Source organism: Pseudoalteromonas sp. MMG022, assembly GCF_021654245.1.
Classification (GTDB): domain Bacteria; phylum Pseudomonadota; class Gammaproteobacteria; order Enterobacterales; family Alteromonadaceae; genus Pseudoalteromonas; species Pseudoalteromonas amylolytica.
Window position 1 is genome coordinate 33,492 of the sequence record NZ_JAKFZQ010000006.1, and the last position, 17,261, is coordinate 50,752.

The following is a 17,261-nucleotide window of genomic DNA, read 5'->3' on the forward strand; positions in this document are numbered from 1 at the left end:
TAGATATCAACAAATACTCGTAGCTTAGGCTACATACAATTTATCCCGTTCAAACAAGATAGCGACAAGCTATCGACTATTGGAGAAAGCATTATGGCTTTAATCAGTATGCGTCAACTTCTAGATCATGCTGCTGAGCATGGTTATGGCGTTCCAGCTTTTAACGTAAACAACCAGGAACAAATGCGTGCGATCATGGAAGCAGCTGACAAAACAAACAGCCCTGTGATTGTACAAGGTTCTGCGGGTGCTCGTGCCTATGCTGGTGCACCGTTTATACGCCACATGATCCTTGCTGCGATTGAAGAGTGGCCACACATTCCAGTCGTTATGCATCAGGATCACGGTACATCTCCTGCCGTTTGCCAACGCTCAATTCAACTAGGGTTCTCATCGGTAATGATGGACGGCTCGTTATTAGATGACGGCAAAACACCTTCAAGCTATGAATATAATGTTGATGTGACACGCCGTACAGTTGAAATGGCGCACGCTTGTGGTGTTTCTGTTGAAGGTGAGCTAGGTGTGTTAGGTTCTTTGGAAACAGGTGAAGCAGGTGAAGAAGATGGCATTGGTGCGGTAGGTAAGTTATCTCACGACCAGCTGCTAACAGACCCAGAAGAGGCAGCTGATTTTGTAAGCAAAACAGGCGTAGATGCGCTTGCAATTGCATGTGGTACATCACACGGTGCATACAAATTTACACGTCCACCAACGGGAGATATTTTGGCTATCGACCGGATTAAAGAGATCCATGCGCGTATCCCAAATACACACTTAGTAATGCACGGTTCGTCTTCAGTACCGCAGGACTGGTTGGCTGTGATCAACGAATATGGCGGAGAAATTCCAGAAACTTACGGTGTGCCAGTTGAGCAAATCGTTGAAGGGATCAAGCACGGCGTACGTAAGGTCAACATTGATACGGATCTACGATTAGCTTCAACGGGTGCGATTCGCCGTCATCTAGCTCATAATCCTGCTAACTTCGATCCTCGTAAATTCTTAGCTGAAGCGACAAAAGCGATGACAGAGATCTGTATTGATCGCTATCAAGCGTTTGGCACGGCTGGCAATGCGAGCAAGATCAAACCTATTTCTTTAGATGATATGCACTTAAAGTATTTATCTGGCGAGTTGAACGCTCAGATCAAATAATAACTAAGTCTGCGCTAAGTTAAGAAAAGCCTCATTTGAGGCTTTTTTTTGGATCACGATTTTACTATCCGATCATATTTAAAGATCAATATGTTATTGAGAGGTAGTGCTTGAGATCAGGTTTTTACTAGCTCTGTGCGATATGATCGTTGTTGTATTGATATTTGCATAAAAAATAGCTAATTCTATGGCTGTAAAGGCAATTTTTTGTTTTAGGCTAGTAAAATATTGATCCCAAGTAGGATCAAGTTGGTAAGAATTTGATCCCAAACCCCTTGCTTAGTACAAATTTGATCCCAAGTTTATATATTTCTTGATCTCCCATAATTAGCAGCTAATTTTTATATTACCGCTCGTGATAATGAGTTCTTGTTCAGGGATATGAACTATCACCATTGACTAAGGCTGCGCTAAAAATGAAAACATATAAGTTAACAATTTTAGGTCCATTACTGCTGATTGCTTCCGGCGTTGTTAGTGCTGAAGAAGTGAAAGTGTATGGTCGCGTTCATGCTGGGTTGCAATATAGCGATGTTGCAGACGATTCAGAAACAAGCATTGAAAGCTACTCTTCTAGACTGGGGGTAAAAGGCCAAGCACAGGTGAGCGATGGGCTACAAGCTTTTTTTAAGTACGAATTTGAAGTAAATCCTGCTGATAACGACAAAGATGGTAAAAGCGGAGAAAATATTACCGCACGTTCTCAGTACGTTGGTGTTAAAGGCAGCTTTGGGCAAGTTTTGATTGGTCGAGATGATACTGCGGTCAAAAAGTCGCAGGGTAGTATTGATATGATGAATGACTTTGAAGCTGATATTAAAGTACTTTTTGCTGGAGAAAATCGTCTCGGTGACACCATTCAATATACTACCCCTGAGTTGAATCACATGAAGTTTGTTGTTAGTTATATTGCCGAGGACAACAGTAAGCAAAATGGTGAAGCGGGCCTATCTATAGCGGGTATGTATGGTGATAGCAAGCTCAAAAATACGCCGATTTACATCAGTGTTGCTCATGATAACGAAGTGGCAGGGCAAGACATCAACCGGGTAACCGTGCAAGGGAGGCTTGGCAATGCCACTGTGGGTGGTATGTATCAGCAAAGTGAAAAAATAGATAGTGACGAAAAAATAGATAGCTATATAGTGAGTGCCTCATACAAAATTGATAGCTATAAACTATTGGCCCAATATCAAGATTCAGATGGTGCAAGTGGCAAGCTTGCTGATGCAGGGAACGCAACATCAGTAGGGGTAGAAAAAAGCCTGTCTAAGCAAGCACGTATGTATTTTTGGTACTCACAATTTAACCTAGACAACACGCCAGACCAAGAACATATGGCATTGACATTACGTTACGATTTTTAGCTGAATATTATGATTTTTTAAATAATCCTGTAACATCAATAGTATACAAAAAATCATGTGGTAAAATAATATCGCATTTTTTTTGTATGCTTTTTAAATTCCAAGATACAGTTTCATAAAACTGTCACACTAAGTCATAATAATGACAGCAACTTCGGTAATGAAAGAGAACATTGGGATGTCACGTAAAGTACTTGTAGTTGATGATGAAGCACCTATCAGAGAAATGCTGGTGTTTGTTTTAGAGCAAAATGGTTTTCAAGCAATTGAAGCTGAGGATTATGATTCGGCAATCGCCGCGATGGTAGAACCTTATCCTGATATGGTATTACTCGACTGGATGCTACCTGGTGGCAGCGGTATTCAAATTGCTAAAAAATTCAAGCAGAGTGAATATACACGTCAGATCCCTATTATCATGCTGACAGCCCGCGGAGAAGAAGAAGATAAAGTTAAGGGACTTGAAGTGGGTGCTGATGATTATGTTACTAAACCTTTCTCACCAAAAGAACTGATGGCAAGGATCAAAGCTGTGATCCGCCGTGTATCGCCAACATCATTGGAAGAGGCGATAGAAGTTCATGGCTTACGTTTAGACCCAATTTCACATAGAGTAACATCTGCTGGCAGTGAGCTGGATATGGGACCAACAGAGTTTCGCTTATTACACTTCTTTATGACACACCCTGAACGCGTTTATAGTCGTGAACAGTTATTAGATCATGTTTGGGGAACTAACGTGTACGTTGAAGACAGAACAGTGGATGTACATATTCGTCGTTTACGTAAAGCGATTGCGCCACTTGGCCACGATAGACTAGTACAAACTGTACGTGGAGCTGGCTATCGTTTTTCTAGCAAGCTATAAATACGGTAGCCTAGTAGTGTTAGGATACGATCATATATGTACCGAGTGATAAATAAACAGGCGTTGTTTAAACGCCTGTTTTTGTATTTTCTGCCTTTAACTTTGATTGGTATTCTAATTGGAGCACCGTTCGTTCTTCTTTTTATCGGCTCCATCTCATTGTTATTATGGCACTATCATCAACTTTATCGCCTCAGCGATTGGTTACTCAACCAACGTAGTTTTAACCCACCAGAAGGGGATGGGGCTTGGGAACAGATCTTTGAAGGGATCTACCACTTACAACACCGAAACCGAAAAAAGCGCAACGAGTTGGCGGAGTTAATTCGTCGTTTTCGTGAGGGCGCGGAAGCGGTGCCTGACGCTGTAGTTGTACTACAACAAGATTTAAGTATCGTTTGGTGCAACCAGTTAGCGCTAAAGGTGCTTGGTCTACAGTGGCCTACGGATCATGGGCAACGTTTAGATAACTTGATCCGTGATCCCAAATTTGTAAAGTACATGCAAAGCCAAAAGTTTGATGAGCCGCTTGAGCTTGATTCTGGACATGTCAGTGAGCAAGTTTTAGAGTTTAGGGTTATGCCCTATGCTGAGCAGTTGATGATGGTTGTGCGTGATATCACGCGTTTAAAACAGCTAGAGCAAATGCGCAAAGACTTTGTCGCCAACGTTTCACATGAGCTAAGAACACCTTTGACAGTGGTAACGGGTTATCTTGAAATGCTTGATAGTGACAATTTGCCACCGCCAAGTATGTGGAATAAAGCGCACTTTACTATGATTGAACAGTGTAAGCGTATGGACGCGCTAGTAAACCAGTTATTGTCATTGTCGCGCATAGAGAGTGCACGTAAGCAGGAAAAAGACAAACCTGTTGATGTGCCAGCCATGCTGGCATTGATTGAAACAGAAGCAAAGTCGCTCAATCAAGACAAGCACCATCTACTCACCTTCAATGTGGATAAATCACTGGATATTGTCGGTTCAGCTGATGAGTTACGAAGTGCATTTTCGAATCTTGTTTTTAATGCCATTCACTATACCAAATCAAACGGGTGTGTAGAGGTAAACTGGCAATATGATAAAGACGGAAAACCAAGATTTTCAGTCATTGATAATGGTGATGGTATTGCCCCTGAGCATATTCATCGACTTACTGAGCGTTTTTACCGAGTGGACAAGGCGCGCAGTCGTAAAACTGGCGGCTCTGGCCTAGGCCTTGCAATAACCAAGCATGTTCTTACGCGCCATGATTCTACACTCGAGATATCAAGTACTGTGGGTGAAGGGTCATGTTTTTCATTTGCCTTTCCTAAAAATAAACTCGCTTTTATGACAAATAGTGAAAGTCACAAAAGTGTCATTTAAGAGTAATTTTTCTGTCATCGAATGACTGCAATATAGTCTGCGTTATTTAACTGGGACGAACAATTGGAGTAACCCCAATGAAATTTAAAAGCTTAGTTGCCGCAATGGGTGTGGCTGTAACAACCTTAGTTTCAACACAAGTTTCTGCGTTGGATAAAAACCTTTCAGAGTACACTAAAACCAGCGGGATCTCAGGTAACTTCTCTTCTGTGGGGTCAGATACGCTTGCTAACATGATGACGTTTTGGGCGGAAGAGTACAAACGTATCTACCCAAATGTAAATATTCAAATTCAAGCTGCGGGCTCTTCAACAGCTCCTCCAGCGTTAACGGAAGCAACCGCAAACTTCGGCCCAATGAGCCGTAAAATGAAGTCTAAAGAAATCGAAGCGTTTGAAAAACGTTATGGATACAAGCCAACAGAAGTACGTGTAGCAATTGATGCATTAGCGGTATTTGTACACAAAGATAACCCAATTGAAGGCTTACGTATTGATCAAGTTGATGCGATTTTCTCGTCAACGCGCAAGTGTGGTGCAACAGAAGAAGTAACACGTTGGAGCGATGTTGGCCTAACGGGCGACTGGGCTGCAAAAGATGTTCAGTTATATGGTCGTAACTCAGTATCTGGTACATATGGCTACTTTAAGAAGAAAGCGCTTTGTAAAGGTGACTTCCGTAACAACGTAAATGAGCAGCCAGGCTCGGCATCTGTTGTACAGTCAATCTCTTCTTCTGTGAATGCGATTGGTTACTCAGGTATTGGTTATAAAACGTCTGGTGTACGTACTGTACCGCTGGCGAAAAAAGGCACAAACTTTGTTGATGCAACATTAGAAAATGTAGCGCAAGGTAAGTACCCACTTTCTCGCTTTTTATATCTATACGTGAACAAGCACCCTAATAAGCCATTAGCACCTATCGAAGCTGAGTTCTTAAAAATGGTGTTGTCAAAAGACGGTCAGAAGATTGTAGAAAAAGATGGTTATGTTCCTTTATCTGCAAATATGGCAAACGCAGAGCTTAAGAAGCTAGGACTTCTATAAATAGAATTAATGCAGTCTGACTTCGGACTGCTGATGTGCTCATATAGCTAGAACGGCTCCTATAAAGGGGCCGTTTTTTTATTTTTAACGGTTAGAATAGATTGGATTAGCGTTAAAGACGAAAAAGCGGCTCATTGGCCGCTCTGGAATGCTAATTTGTCCGTTTGGTTAACTGCTCAGCCTGTGACTTGCAACTGTTAAACTCATCGGTGCATTCACCACTGCATACTTGAGCTGACAAGGTATCCTTGGGAGCCACACGCTCACACTGTGCTTCACATTGAAAGTTTTGTTGAGCGCAAGCATTGAGTTCAGCCGACGTATTTGTTTGGCAACCGCTTATTAATAGCAGCGCTATCACTGTGGTGAATACTTTCATGGCATTTCCTTTTTTAAAGGCTGACCTGTAAGTTATCAATGAGTCTTACTTTACCCAAAAATGCAGCCGCCAATATGACAAGTTGTTGATCTTTCAGTGTAGCAGGTTTTAAAGTGATGGCATTGGCTACGGCAAAGTAATCGGGCGTTAAACCATTTTTAAGCAATTGTGCTTTTGCTTGTTGTTCGATATCTGCAAAATCTCTGTTGCCAGATGCTAGCATTTTTGCTGTATCGCTTAGCGTTTGAAAAAGTACTTTCGCGGTATCTTTTTCGTCGGCGCTTAAATACCCGTTACGAGAACTCATAGCCAACCCGCTTACTTCTCGCTGTGTTGGCACACCAACTATTTCAATAGGAATAGACAGATCTCGGACCATGGTTTTGATCACTTGCAGTTGCTGATAGTCTTTCTCTCCAAAACAAGCAAAATCGGGCTGCACCATATTAAATAACTTAGTGACAACCGTTGCAACGCCTTTGAAGTGCCCAGGGCGAGTGCCACCACAATAACCCATAGAGACACCAGGAACGTCTACATAACTTTGTGCAGCCAAGCCGTTTGGATAGATTGCTTCAACACTAGGTGTGAAGACTAAATCAGTGCCAAGTTCAGCTAGACCTTGTTTATCTGCATCCAATGTTCTTGGATAGCTGTCTAAATCTTCTGATGCGCCAAATTGCATCGGATTGACAAATATGCTCACCACGACTTTGTCAGCGAGGGTTTTTGCCTTTTCGACTAAAGAAAAATGCCCATTGTGCAAATTTCCCATAGTTGGCACAAATGCGATGCTCAAACCTTGTTGACGCCACGCTTTAATTTGACTGCGTAATGATTTAATTTCAGAAACGGATTGCATTAATTAAACTCATGTTCAGAAGTTGGGAAAGCGCCAGATTTTACGTCTTGGCAGTATTTTTTAACCGCATCCGGCATGTTGCCTGTTTCGGCCAAAAAGTTCTTTGAAAACTTAGGGATGTAGCCTGCTGAAATACCCACTAAATCATGCATCACGAGAATTTGTCCATCGGTATCCTTTCCTGCCCCAATGCCGATGACCGGAATTGTTAGCGCTTGTGAGATACGTTTAGCGAGACTGGCAGGAATACATTCAACAACTAGTAGCTGTGCTCCCGCGTTTTCAAGCGCTTTTGCATCGGCAATCATTCGCTCAGCTTGATCATCCCCTCGTCCTTGAATTTTGAATCCACCAAAAACATGCACAGACTGAGGCGTGAGACCTAGGTGTCCACATACAGGGATCCCTTGCTGTGTTAATGCACGAATACTATCCAGTAGCCATTCACCACCTTCAAGCTTCACCATGTTGGCACCAGCTCTCATAAGCTCAGCGGCGTTTTCGCACGCTTGGGTCGGATTGGCATACGTCATAAAGGGCATATCGGCAACCACAAATAGCTCTTTGCTACCCGCTCTGACGCAACGTGTATGATATGCAATGTCTGCATTGGTTACAGCTAACGTATCATCAGCGCCTTGTAGTACCATGCCTAATGAATCACCAACTAACACAACATCTACACCATTATCATCGAATAACTTCGCAAAGCTCGCATCATAGGCGGTTAGTGCCGTGATTTTATTGTGCTCTCGTTTCATTTTTGCCAGTGTTGATACGGTTACTTTAGCCATTTCAGTCCTCTTGATGGAATGTAATTGTTATTCTATTGGGGTTAAGTCGTTTAAGGGTAATTGTGCACAGATATCTGACAATTTAATACCGTTAGGTAGCACTAACTCGGGTGCAATTTCCAATAATGGATAAACCACAAACTCTCTGTCACAGAGTCCGTAATGCGGAACGGTTAAGCGTTCAGTTTGAATTACTTCGTTACCAAAGAGTAGGATATCTAAGTCGAGCGTTCGTGGACCCCAGCGTTCGTTTTTACGAACTCGGCCTTGTTCTTGCTCGATATTTTGCAGCGCGTCGAGCAGGGCTTCAGGTGCTAACTCAGTATGCAAACAAGCCACGGCATTAATATAATCAGGCTGATCCTGTGGGCCCATAGGCTTTGACCCGTACAAACGAGAGCAGCATGCTAACTGGCTGTTGGGTAAAGTCTCAAGCGCACTGATTGCATTTTTAAGCTGTGATACTGGGTCGTTAAGGTTTGCACCTAAGCCAATAAAAACGGTTTCCATTATTCAGGTGACTTCTTTTTAGGTTTTCTGCGATGGCGACGTCTAGGCTTTCCTGGCTCTTGAGAAGATAATGTTCTAACCATTTCTTTTTGGCCATTAACATCTTGTTGTAGATAATTGGTCCACCAATCAGCCAATGCCTGTTGCTCTTGTTCACCACTTTCAACACGTAGCAGTAAAAAGTCGTAAGCGGCTTTAAAGCGAGGCTGCTGACTTAAACGATAGGCGCGCTGCCCACTGCGTTTATCTAGACGCATCTGAATATGCCAAATATCTCTTGCTCCCAACGTAAAGCGTTTTGGTACCGCAATGTGCTGGGCATTTTCACCAAGCACCTGATTCATGGCTTGAGCGAAAGCATCAAAAACGGGGAGTTGTTCTTGCTTTTGCAGTTTTTCGCTGCGCTGTAACAATGGGAACCAAAGTAAAGCCGCATATACAAATGCAGGTGTGACTTTTTTATCAGCATTAATACGTAAGTCAGTGTTGGCAAACATTTGTGCAATGAAGCGTGCTTCAAAGCCCGTTTCACTTTGCTCAAGTATGGCATCTAACGCTGGAAATAGCTGTTTAAACAGGCCAAACTCGCGCAGCATATGAAAGTTTTGCTCAGCTTTACCGTTTAAAAATAGTTTAAGCGTTTCTTCGAACAACCTTGCAGCAGGAATATTGCTTAGCAGTCCAGCGAGCTCCTTGATTGGCGCTTTGGTTGCAGGCGCTATATGCATATCTAGTTTGGTTGCAAAACGTACGGCGCGAAGCATACGCACGGGGTCTTCGCGATAGCGTGTTTCAGGGTCACCAATGAGCTCAATTTTGCGCTCTTTGATAGCTTGAATGCCGTTGGCAAAGTCATGAATGGTAAAATCTTTGACCGAGTAATAAAGTGCATTGATAGAGAAATCTCGGCGTTCGGCATCCTCTTCAATCGTGCCATAGACATTGTCTCTAAGTAGTTGCCCATGCTCACTAGATTGGCTGATAGGGTTTTTACTGTCTTGACCCTGATGATGGCCGCGCATTGTGGCGACTTCGATAATTTCGCGGCCAAACACAATATGTGCCAGCCTGAATCGACGGCCAATCAAACGACAATTACGAAACAGCTTTTTAACTTGTTCTGGTGTGGCGTTGGTAACCACATCAAAATCTTTTGGCTCAATACCTAACAAAATATCTCGAATACAACCACCTACCAAATAGGCATCGTAACCGCCATCTTTGAGGCGATATAGTACTTTGATTGCATTTGGGCTAAATTGTTTGCGCGAAATACTGTGCTCACTGCGCGGGATCAAATTTGGCTCAGTGCAGGTGATTGGCTGTGCCTGAGAATTATTTTGGCCAACCAATTGTCTGCAAAATTTAAATAGCTTAGAAATAATAACCCGTCTCCTAAAACAGTGTATATGCCAGAAAATCGTTCATAACGCAGGCGAACCTACAAGGCTCGCTATAATATACCAGTGACAGCAAAAAATTAAGTTACGGCTCTAAATATTGTTGTTTCAATATGCATCACTGAGCGGTTTTTCTGTTAATTTTGAAATCTTTTGTAATGAAAATGAAGCGATGGCCCACTTGAGAATATCTTCAATGGCTAATGAGTCTAGGTCTTTTGGTGGAGAAAGTCCTAAAAAACGCAATGCAGCGAGTGTGGCAGGTATCGGATCGCACCTGTCAATGGCTGGCGCATGGTTTTGTTTAGACAGCTTCAACCCAGGTTCTGTGACGACTAGAGGAAGATGTGCGTATTGGGGAGCTGGATGTTTTAGTTGCTCGAATAGACCCAGTTGGCGCGCGGTTGGCTCTAGTAAATCAGCACCTCGAACCACATGTGTAATTTGCTGGTCGATATCATCAAGCACCACCACAAGTTGATAGGCGTACAAGCCATCTCTGCGTTTTATAATATAGTCTTCCTGCGCAATATTTGTTGGAATATGCACTTGCCCTTGGATTTGATCTTTAAAGGTGTCAACGGGAAAGTTCTGTCTCAGGCGCAGGGCGTTACCAGCAAAAGGGAGATGCAGTGCTCGACAGTGGTTATCGTAAAAGCCGCCTCGTTGTTTAATCTCTTTGCGTGTGCACTGACAGGCATAAACCAACCCTTGGTTTTGCAAGGCATTCAGCACGTCTTGATACAGTGCATGTCGCTGACTTTGGTAAACAACGGTTTCATCCCAATGTAAGCCATACGCTTCGAGAGTGTGTAAAATATCACTGTCAGCGCCTGGAACGACTCTGGGTGTGTCAATGTTTTCAATGCGTACCAGCCATTTACCTTGTTGGCTTTTGGCTGCGAGGAAGCTGCCAAGGGCGGCGACTAATGAACCGAAGTGAAGGGGGCCAGAAGGCGAGGGAGCAAATCGACCTCGATAGCTCCCATGATTGGATAATGCTGGGGTGAGCATAACTGGCTGAGGTTAGCCTCGGCCGTTTTGCTTTTCTTTAATTTCAGCCAGTGTTTTACAGTCAACACATAAATCGGCTGTAGGACGAGCTTCCAAACGACGAATGCCAATTTCAATACCGCACGATTCGCAGTAACCGAAATCATCGTCTTCAATGAGTTGCAGTGTTTTTTCAATTTTCTTGATCAGCTTGCGCTCACGGTCACGCGTACGTAGCTCTAGAGAAAACTCTTCTTCTTGTGCTGCACGGTCAACAGGATCAGGAAAGTTTGCCGCTTCATCTTGCATATGCGTTTTTGTGCGATCTACTTCATTACGTAGGTCTTTACGCCATGCTTCTAATATTGCTTTAAAATGCGCACGTTGTGCGTCATTCATGTATTCTTCGCCCGGTTTTTCCTGATAAGGTTCTAAACCGGCTTGAGCCAATAACCCCAGTCTCTTTTGGTCTGGCATAGCATTCTCCTAAATCCTTAATACATTACCCCAGCTAGCGCCGGCGGCTATAAATATCAGAATCTCCCCATCTAAGCAAATATTTTTTCATTTTTAAGTATGACATTCGCTTGGCCATCTCAGTCTTAGAGACGAAATTCTAATGAGCTGCGATATGAGGGCATATTTCAAAAATTCAACTTATATTAACCGGTACTTGATGGCTTAAGGAGATTTCATGTTCAGAAATAGCTGTTTTATATGCTAAAACTTCCACACCCACGTCGCAGGCTTGTTTAAGCAGCCTAGCATATTCAGCGTCAATGTGTGCTGCTGGGGCAACATTATTGATGCCTTCGTGCATGACTACAAACAGCAATACGGCGCGTATCCCTTGCTGCTTTATGGTGATAAGTTCACGTATGTGCTTTTGCCCTCGTAGCGTTTGAGCGTCAGGGAAATACCCTTGCGACCCTTCAAGCAACGTCACAGACTTTACCTCAACATAGCACGGAGACGTATCATCTGACTCTAGCATAATGTCGATACGGCTGTTTTCTTGCCCATATTTTACCTCTCGTTGGATGCGTGGGTAACCTGTGAGCTCACGTACAATGCCTTGTTCAATGCCTTCATAGGCAACTTGGTTGGCATGATTGGTATTGACACAGATAAGCTCCCCCTGGTGATTCTGGGTCAACTCCAACGAGTGCGGGTACTTACGTTTTTGGTTATCACTTGTAGAGTAGTAGGCAGTAAAATTTGGGTCAGCACACCCTGTCATCTTTCCTGTATTGGCGCAATGCACCGTGAATTCACCGAGTTCTTTACAGTGTAGGTCTACAAGAAATCGCTTATATCGTTTGAGTAATGTTGCCTGGTTAAGCTCACTGATAAATTTCATCAATTGATCGCATTCGGTTGGGTCTAGTTACTCGCTAGTGTACACTTTAGAGCACTAACAAGTGCAAGAGTATATAGGATTATGTCTGACAAATTTATCGTTCGTTTGAGTGAACAAAGTGCAGCACCACATTGGGGAGCTGGTGCATCATTGTCTTTTGATCAAATGGGCGCCACTATTCATTTGAATGAAAATGAAACGCTAAAAAATATTCAAAAGGCAGCAAGAACCCTGGCGCAACAAGGGATCACACAAGTTCAGTTGCAAGGCGAGCAGTGGTGTACAGAATCACAATGGGCTTTCTACCAAGGGTTTGTCAGTCCAAAGCAACTCTCGGGTGTGACGTTTGTTGAAAATGCACAGTCGGATATTAATGAGCTAACCGCGCTACAGAGTTCGGCCACTTGGGCGCGTCAGATGATAAACGGCACTGCTGAGGATATCTATCCAGAAAGTTTGGCAGGCAAAGCGGCTGAATTTATTCAGTCACTCGCGCCAGAGCATGTGAGCTACCAGATTATTAAAGGCAAAGCGCTACTGGAGCAGCAATGGATAGGCATCCATGAAGTAGGCCGAGGGAGTGAGCGTCCACCGGTATTGCTAGAGCTAGATTACAACCCAACTGGCGATGCTAATGCGCCCGTCAGTGCGGCATTGGTCGGTAAAGGAATTACCTTTGACTCTGGTGGTTACTCTATCAAGGCAAGTGAAGGCATGCTGGGCATGAAATGCGATATGGGTGGCGCTGCCACCGTCACTGCAGGTTTAGCTTTGGCTATTCAGCGTGGTATTGATAAGCGCATCAAACTATTTTTATGCTGTGCCGAAAACCTTATTTCGGGCCATGCATACAAGTTAGGCGACATTTTGACTTATAAGAATGGTACCACTGTTGAAATCGTTAATACTGACGCAGAAGGCCGTTTGGTACTGGCTGATGGCTTAATGGCTGCGGGCGAAACAGGTGCTGAGCTAATCATTGATGCGGCAACTTTAACTGGCGCGGCTTTGGTTGCAGTCGGGCAAGAATACAACGCGCTATTTGGTTTAGATAAAGAGCTAGTTGCGGATGTACAACAATTTGCCAGTGAAGAATTTGAAGCCGCTTGGCCATTGCCTTTAGAAAAATGGCACCAGAATAACTGTCCATCGGCTTATGCTGATACGGCCAATAGTCGAGCGCAAAAAGGTGGTGGCTTTGGTGGTGCGTCAAATGCTGCTGGTTTCTTGTCTCGCTTTGTACCAAATGAAGGTAAAGGTTGGGTGCATATCGATTTGGCTGCATCATTCCAAAACAATGCTGGTAGCCAATGGGCTGCAGGCGCAACTACACTAGGAATGCGTACAGTAGCACGCACCCTAGCAGAAAAGGCTTAACCCACAAGCAGAAATGCAGCGCACAGCTAGCTGCATTTCTTTATTCATTAAGAGAGTAGTGCCGCAGCTAAACGAACAAAGTCAGAGGAGGTTAAAATCCCAAGCAGTTTGTTTTGCTCATCGACTACTGGCATGCAGCCATGGCGATTACTGACAAAAAATTCAGCAACTTCAGCAAGGTTTTGGTTTGGCTGAATACTGGCAAAATCGGTTGCCATAATATCTTCAATGACAGTGTATTTTTCTTTTCTTTCTAATGCATTGGGACCGTATGTAGCCATGATCCCCATGACTTTAGCAATCATAATTTTTTGCGTGAGCATACCTTGTAAGATACCTCGTTCATCGATCACTGGAATATGACGAATATTTTTCTCGCGCATTAAGTCGTGCGCATCCTTTAACGATGACTTGCTATTTACAGCAAAGGGATCTGCGGTCATGAGATCAGCAACGGTTTGTAACATCATCTTTTCCTTTTAGCCGAACATGATTAAGTTATAACGCACATTTTGCTGTGGTGCATGTATCGAGATCAAACTAATCGCTGGTTGGGATCAAAATTTGAGTTTGATGCTGCTGTCGTTCTGCAAGTTGAATATATTTTGATTCAACTAACTGAGAAATAGGTACTAACTCATACCCTTGAGCGGTAAGTTCTGGAAGCGCCGTTTTTAGAAAAGCAATGGTTTGCGGGTAAGGGTGTGCAATGGCGATGGCGGATCTTGCTGAGTCAGCTTTGCTCTTTAGCGCCTCTAGCTGTTGAGTCAATGCCTCAAATGTTGGCTCATTATCCAGAAAAATATGACGGCCAATATTTTCCACACCATATAAATTGGCGACGTTTTGTGCTTGTGTATGCTCTGTTGTGCGGCTATCAAGAAAAAACAAGCCACGCTTTTTCAACACTTCCATGGTCCACTTCATCGGTTGGGTGTACTGAGTGAGTGCTGAACCCATATGATTATTGACGCCCTTTACTTGCGGCAGGGTGGCAAGGGCATGACCAAGTGTACTTTGTAGCTGCCATTTGTTCATGTCTAGCGTTAGTGCGCCTGGACCAAGCGCTTTTTCCTGCAGTGATTGCATCGGAATATGCAGTAATAGCTCTCTATTGGCTCGACTGGCCATATAGGCAAATTGTTGGGAGTAAGGGGTATGGGGTAAAATAGAGAACGACAACTGGCCGGGTAACTCCAGCAGTTGTAAGTCTCTTTTATGATTGCCAACATCATCGATAACGATGGCAATTTGTTTTGCAGCGCTTGGAAATGCGATTAACCAAAGCGCAAAAATTCCCCAAAAAATTTTATGCACAGTCGAGCTTCTTGTTATTTTTTATTGTTCAATTTACCTTCGCTTTGATTGAGCGTAGCTATTTATAAACTCTATTGTTTTTTAAGTAATTGTCTTGCCTTTAGCAAATGCGAATCCAGCCTTGCTAACTGCTTATTTCTGGTTGTTTGTTCACCAGCCATTATAACGCTTTTACTTAAATGTGAAAGCATTTGCTTGGTCAGTTCAATATCAGGCGCAATGCCGATGCCTTCTATAGAGCGCCCTGAAGGCGTGTAATAACGTGCGGTAGTCAGCTTAAGTGCTGTAGTGCCATTACCGATGGGGATCAATGATTGGACCGAGCCTTTGCCGTATGAAGGCGCTCCTACTACAAGCGCACGATGATTGTCTTGTAAAGCGCCTGCGAGTATCTCTGCAGCGGAAGCTGAATTTTCATTTATCATAACGACCACAGGCGCGCCATTTAGCACGTCTCCTTTTTGCGCTTTGAAATGCTGGTTGGCATCAAAAAACCGTCCTTTGGTGAATACGATGGTCCCTGCATTTAAAAACAAATCAGAGATCGCTACAGCACTGGTGAGCGTTCCCCCTGGGTTATCGCGTAAATCAATGATCAAACCCGCTAAAGGTTCGCCATTTTCGGAGGCTAGTTTATTAAGGTGTCTGGCCACATCATGAAAACTATTATTGTTAAAGCCATTAAGAGATAAGTAACCATTACCGTTAGAGAGCAATAAGCTGGTTACGCTCTCTAAGTTAATTTCTTGGCGACGAAGCGCCAAGGTGAGTTCATGTGTTGCGCGTTCTACGGTAATTTTAATGGTTGCAAATTCAGCCTCTTGAAGTAGTTTTGAGACATGTGCAATGTCTTTATTGGTAACATCTTCGGCATTGATTGCAACGAGTTTGTCACCGCCTTCGATACCTGCAAGTTCGGCGGGAGAGCCTGGTAAGGTGTTAACGATAACGATGCGGTTCTCAATTTCTTCAACCTCAATACCAATGCCTGTATAGCGACCATTAGCGGCACTAAATATTGCTTCGAGTTCAGTTTCTGATAGGTACTTTGAATACGGGTCAAGCTGAGTGAATAACTGTTCTAAATTGCCTTTGTCAAAATGGCTAAGTGGTAGGTCTTCGACATAATAAGCGTGAACGTGAAACAGAATTTCACTGACTTGCTCACGTGTAAACTGCTGTTTAGCAAAGGTACTGGGCGTTACAAAGCACAAGCTTACAACAACCCAAAGAAGGGAAATGAGCCACGCAAAATGATTGCGCACTATGATATGTTTGAGATTGAAAAGTCGGTTCATGTGCTGCTCCAATTTTGGTGCAGCACGGGTTAATCAATTAACTTGCTTTACACCATTTTACCGGATCGACAGCGCTTCCCTTATGCCGTATTTCAAAGTATAGACCAGAACGAGATTGCCCGCCGCTTTGCCCGACCAGTGCGATTGTTTCACCTGCATTGACAAGATCGCCCACATCTTTTAACAAGGTTTGCGTATGGCCGTACAGGCTCATAAAGCCCTCACCATGGTCAACAACCATCACCCAACCAAAGCCATTGAGCCAGTCGGCATAAACGACTTGCCCTTGCTTGATACTGTTTACCGGTGTGCCAGCAGCTGCTTGGATCAATACACCCTTCCAGCTCATACCTGCATGTTTTCTTTGTCCGAAGCGGTGTTTCAGTCGTCCTTTACTAGGCCATAGCAAGCGGCCTTTACTATTTGCTAATCCATCAAGAACGATTTCGCTAGGCTCTTGTACTTTGGCAAGTTGCTCAAGCGTCGCTATCAAAGTTTGTTCGTTTTCTTTTAAGTAATTGATTGCTTGTGCTGTTTGCTCAAGGGCGTTGTTAAGTTCACTCAAATGTGACTGGCGTTCTTTTTGGCCGGCAATCAAAGCTGCCTGACGAGCTTCTTGCTGCTCATGCAATGCGTTGAGTTCTTCTTGCTTTTTAGCTAACTGTTGTTGATTTTTAGCCAGCTCGGCCACGACAAGCTTTAGCTCTTCAAGTTGCTTTATGCGTGCTTTGTTAAAGTAATCGTAGTAGCTAATGGTTCGCTCTAAAGTCGCGCTTTTCTCTTGATTTAAAAGCATTTTAGAGTAGTCGTGGTTGCCCGTCATGTAGGCACTTTTCAACTGTGCAGCCAGTAGCTTTTGTAGGTGAGCTTTTTTCTTTTCTAAGCCTTTGGCTTCATTTTGCAAAGTGTACTGCTGTTGCTGATTTTCGGCGATACCACGTTGGGTTAATGACAAAGCCTTGGCATTTTTGGCAATATCTAACTCTTGCGATTTGAGTTTTGCGCGCAGTGACGCGATCTTATCTCGCTGTTTTTGATAATCCTTTTGGCTCTTTTTGAGCTCTTGTTGTACTTCTGTTAAGTCTTGCTTGGTTCTTGATTCATTGGCGGTAACAGATGTTACCACCAATGCAAGACTCAGCATGATTAACTTGTAGAGCATCA

General features: G+C 43.5%; 18 protein-coding genes. 6 read left to right on the plus strand and 12 right to left on the minus strand.

Annotated elements, in window-relative coordinates; genetic code table 11:
* The first annotated feature begins 93 nt into the window (after positions 1-93).
* From fba to L1070_RS07185, 5 genes are all read left to right on the plus strand, one after another.
* A complete protein-coding gene (gene fba / locus L1070_RS07165) occupies positions 94-1,158 on the plus strand; it encodes a class II fructose-bisphosphate aldolase (protein WP_070985816.1) in 1,065 nt (354 codons plus the stop codon).
* A 416-nt stretch (positions 1,159-1,574) separates the two neighbouring features.
* Positions 1,575-2,525, plus strand: a complete 951-nt coding sequence (locus L1070_RS07170) for a porin (protein ID WP_237125036.1) — start codon at positions 1,575-1,577, stop codon at positions 2,523-2,525.
* 178 nt (positions 2,526-2,703) lie between these two features.
* Complete coding sequence (gene phoB, locus L1070_RS07175; protein WP_070985814.1) at positions 2,704-3,393, plus strand: phosphate regulon transcriptional regulator PhoB; 690 nt, start codon at positions 2,704-2,706, stop codon at positions 3,391-3,393.
* Positions 3,394-3,429: 36 nt separating this feature from the next.
* A complete protein-coding gene (gene phoR / locus L1070_RS07180; protein WP_237125038.1) occupies positions 3,430-4,761 on the plus strand; it encodes a phosphate regulon sensor histidine kinase PhoR in 1,332 nt (443 codons plus the stop codon).
* A gap of 77 nt (positions 4,762-4,838) precedes the next feature.
* Positions 4,839-5,807, plus strand: coding sequence for a phosphate ABC transporter substrate-binding protein PstS family protein (locus L1070_RS07185; RefSeq protein ID WP_237125039.1), 969 nt, complete (start codon positions 4,839-4,841; stop codon positions 5,805-5,807).
* A 151-nt stretch (positions 5,808-5,958) separates the two neighbouring features.
* On the opposite strand, the gene L1070_RS07190 is transcribed toward L1070_RS07185, so the two are convergent.
* From L1070_RS07190 to sfsA, 8 genes are all read right to left on the minus strand, one after another.
* On the minus strand, positions 5,959-6,186 hold the full coding sequence (locus L1070_RS07190) for a hypothetical protein (protein ID WP_070985811.1): 228 nt from the start codon (positions 6,184-6,186) through the stop codon (positions 5,959-5,961).
* A gap of 13 nt (positions 6,187-6,199) precedes the next feature.
* Entirely contained in the window at positions 6,200-7,048 is an 849-nt protein-coding gene (gene panC, locus L1070_RS07195) for a pantoate--beta-alanine ligase (protein WP_237125040.1), read from the minus strand.
* Entirely contained in the window at positions 7,048-7,842 is a 795-nt protein-coding gene (gene panB, locus L1070_RS07200; RefSeq protein WP_237125041.1) for a 3-methyl-2-oxobutanoate hydroxymethyltransferase, read from the minus strand. The genes panC and panB overlap by 1 nt, the downstream gene beginning before the upstream one ends.
* Before the next feature lie 27 nt (positions 7,843-7,869).
* On the minus strand, positions 7,870-8,352 hold the full coding sequence (gene folK / locus L1070_RS07205) for a 2-amino-4-hydroxy-6-hydroxymethyldihydropteridine diphosphokinase (RefSeq protein WP_237125042.1): 483 nt from the start codon (positions 8,350-8,352) through the stop codon (positions 7,870-7,872).
* Positions 8,352-9,650 (minus strand): polynucleotide adenylyltransferase PcnB, encoded by a 1,299-nt coding sequence (gene pcnB, locus L1070_RS07210; RefSeq protein WP_070985858.1) that lies wholly within the window; start codon positions 9,648-9,650, stop codon positions 8,352-8,354. Before pcnB ends, folK begins: the two co-directional genes overlap by 1 nt.
* A gap of 210 nt (positions 9,651-9,860) precedes the next feature.
* Positions 9,861-10,766: a tRNA glutamyl-Q(34) synthetase GluQRS gene (gluQRS, locus tag L1070_RS07215; RefSeq protein ID WP_237125043.1), complete on the minus strand. Its 906-nt coding sequence runs from the start codon at positions 10,764-10,766 to the stop codon at positions 9,861-9,863.
* Positions 10,767-10,778: 12 nt separating this feature from the next.
* On the minus strand, positions 10,779-11,222 hold the full coding sequence (gene dksA / locus L1070_RS07220; protein ID WP_070985806.1) for an RNA polymerase-binding protein DksA: 444 nt from the start codon (positions 11,220-11,222) through the stop codon (positions 10,779-10,781).
* A gap of 175 nt (positions 11,223-11,397) precedes the next feature.
* The gene (gene sfsA / locus L1070_RS07225; protein WP_237125045.1) at positions 11,398-12,105 is read right to left on the minus strand and encodes a DNA/RNA nuclease SfsA; all 708 of its coding nucleotides are present in this window, start codon (positions 12,103-12,105) and stop codon (positions 11,398-11,400) included.
* 81 nt (positions 12,106-12,186) lie between these two features.
* On the opposite strand from sfsA, the gene pepB reads away from it, so the two are divergent.
* Positions 12,187-13,482 carry an aminopeptidase PepB gene (gene pepB / locus L1070_RS07230; protein WP_237125046.1) on the plus strand — a complete coding sequence of 432 codons (1,296 nt, stop codon included), beginning with the start codon at positions 12,187-12,189 and terminating at the stop codon, positions 13,480-13,482.
* Positions 13,483-13,529: 47 nt separating this feature from the next.
* Here pepB and L1070_RS07235 read toward each other — a convergent pair whose 3' ends face one another.
* The 4 genes from L1070_RS07235 to L1070_RS07250 all read right to left on the minus strand — a co-directional run bounded on the left by L1070_RS07235 (position 13,530) and on the right by L1070_RS07250 (position 17,259).
* Positions 13,530-13,949, minus strand: coding sequence for a CBS domain-containing protein (locus L1070_RS07235; protein WP_070985803.1), 420 nt, complete (start codon positions 13,947-13,949; stop codon positions 13,530-13,532).
* A gap of 73 nt (positions 13,950-14,022) precedes the next feature.
* On the minus strand, positions 14,023-14,790 hold the full coding sequence (locus tag L1070_RS07240; RefSeq protein WP_237125158.1) for a divergent polysaccharide deacetylase family protein: 768 nt from the start codon (positions 14,788-14,790) through the stop codon (positions 14,023-14,025).
* A gap of 80 nt (positions 14,791-14,870) precedes the next feature.
* A complete protein-coding gene (locus tag L1070_RS07245; RefSeq protein WP_070985801.1) occupies positions 14,871-16,097 on the minus strand; it encodes a S41 family peptidase in 1,227 nt (408 codons plus the stop codon).
* A 37-nt stretch (positions 16,098-16,134) separates the two neighbouring features.
* Positions 16,135-17,259, minus strand: a complete 1,125-nt coding sequence (locus tag L1070_RS07250; RefSeq protein ID WP_237125160.1) for a peptidoglycan DD-metalloendopeptidase family protein — start codon at positions 17,257-17,259, stop codon at positions 16,135-16,137.
* Positions 17,260-17,261 lie beyond the last annotated feature (2 nt).

Bases quoted from the DNA above. Each gene is read 5' to 3' on its own strand.
- sfsA (WP_237125045.1), bottom strand. From the start codon at position 12,105: ATGAAATTTATCAGTGAGCTTAACCAGGCAACATTACTCAAACGATAT.
- pepB (WP_237125046.1), top strand. From the start codon at position 12,187: ATGTCTGACAAATTTATCGTTCGTTTGAGTGAACAAAGTGCAGCACCA.
- folK (WP_237125042.1), bottom strand. From the start codon at position 8,352: ATGGAAACCGTTTTTATTGGCTTAGGTGCAAACCTTAACGACCCAGTA.
- phoR (WP_237125038.1), top strand. From the start codon at position 3,430: ATGTACCGAGTGATAAATAAACAGGCGTTGTTTAAACGCCTGTTTTTG.
- L1070_RS07250 (WP_237125160.1), bottom strand. From the start codon at position 17,259: ATGCTCTACAAGTTAATCATGCTGAGTCTTGCATTGGTGGTAACATCT.
- L1070_RS07190 (WP_070985811.1), bottom strand. From the start codon at position 6,186: ATGAAAGTATTCACCACAGTGATAGCGCTGCTATTAATAAGCGGTTGC.
- dksA (WP_070985806.1), bottom strand. From the start codon at position 11,222: ATGCCAGACCAAAAGAGACTGGGGTTATTGGCTCAAGCCGGTTTAGAA.
- fba (WP_070985816.1), top strand. From the start codon at position 94: ATGGCTTTAATCAGTATGCGTCAACTTCTAGATCATGCTGCTGAGCAT.
- phoB (WP_070985814.1), top strand. From the start codon at position 2,704: ATGTCACGTAAAGTACTTGTAGTTGATGATGAAGCACCTATCAGAGAA.
- gluQRS (WP_237125043.1), bottom strand. From the start codon at position 10,766: ATGCTCACCCCAGCATTATCCAATCATGGGAGCTATCGAGGTCGATTT.
- L1070_RS07245 (WP_070985801.1), bottom strand. From the start codon at position 16,097: ATGAACCGACTTTTCAATCTCAAACATATCATAGTGCGCAATCATTTT.
- L1070_RS07170 (WP_237125036.1), top strand. From the start codon at position 1,575: ATGAAAACATATAAGTTAACAATTTTAGGTCCATTACTGCTGATTGCT.
- L1070_RS07185 (WP_237125039.1), top strand. From the start codon at position 4,839: ATGAAATTTAAAAGCTTAGTTGCCGCAATGGGTGTGGCTGTAACAACC.
- panC (WP_237125040.1), bottom strand. From the start codon at position 7,048: ATGCAATCCGTTTCTGAAATTAAATCATTACGCAGTCAAATTAAAGCG.
- L1070_RS07235 (WP_070985803.1), bottom strand. From the start codon at position 13,949: ATGTTACAAACCGTTGCTGATCTCATGACCGCAGATCCCTTTGCTGTA.
- panB (WP_237125041.1), bottom strand. From the start codon at position 7,842: ATGGCTAAAGTAACCGTATCAACACTGGCAAAAATGAAACGAGAGCAC.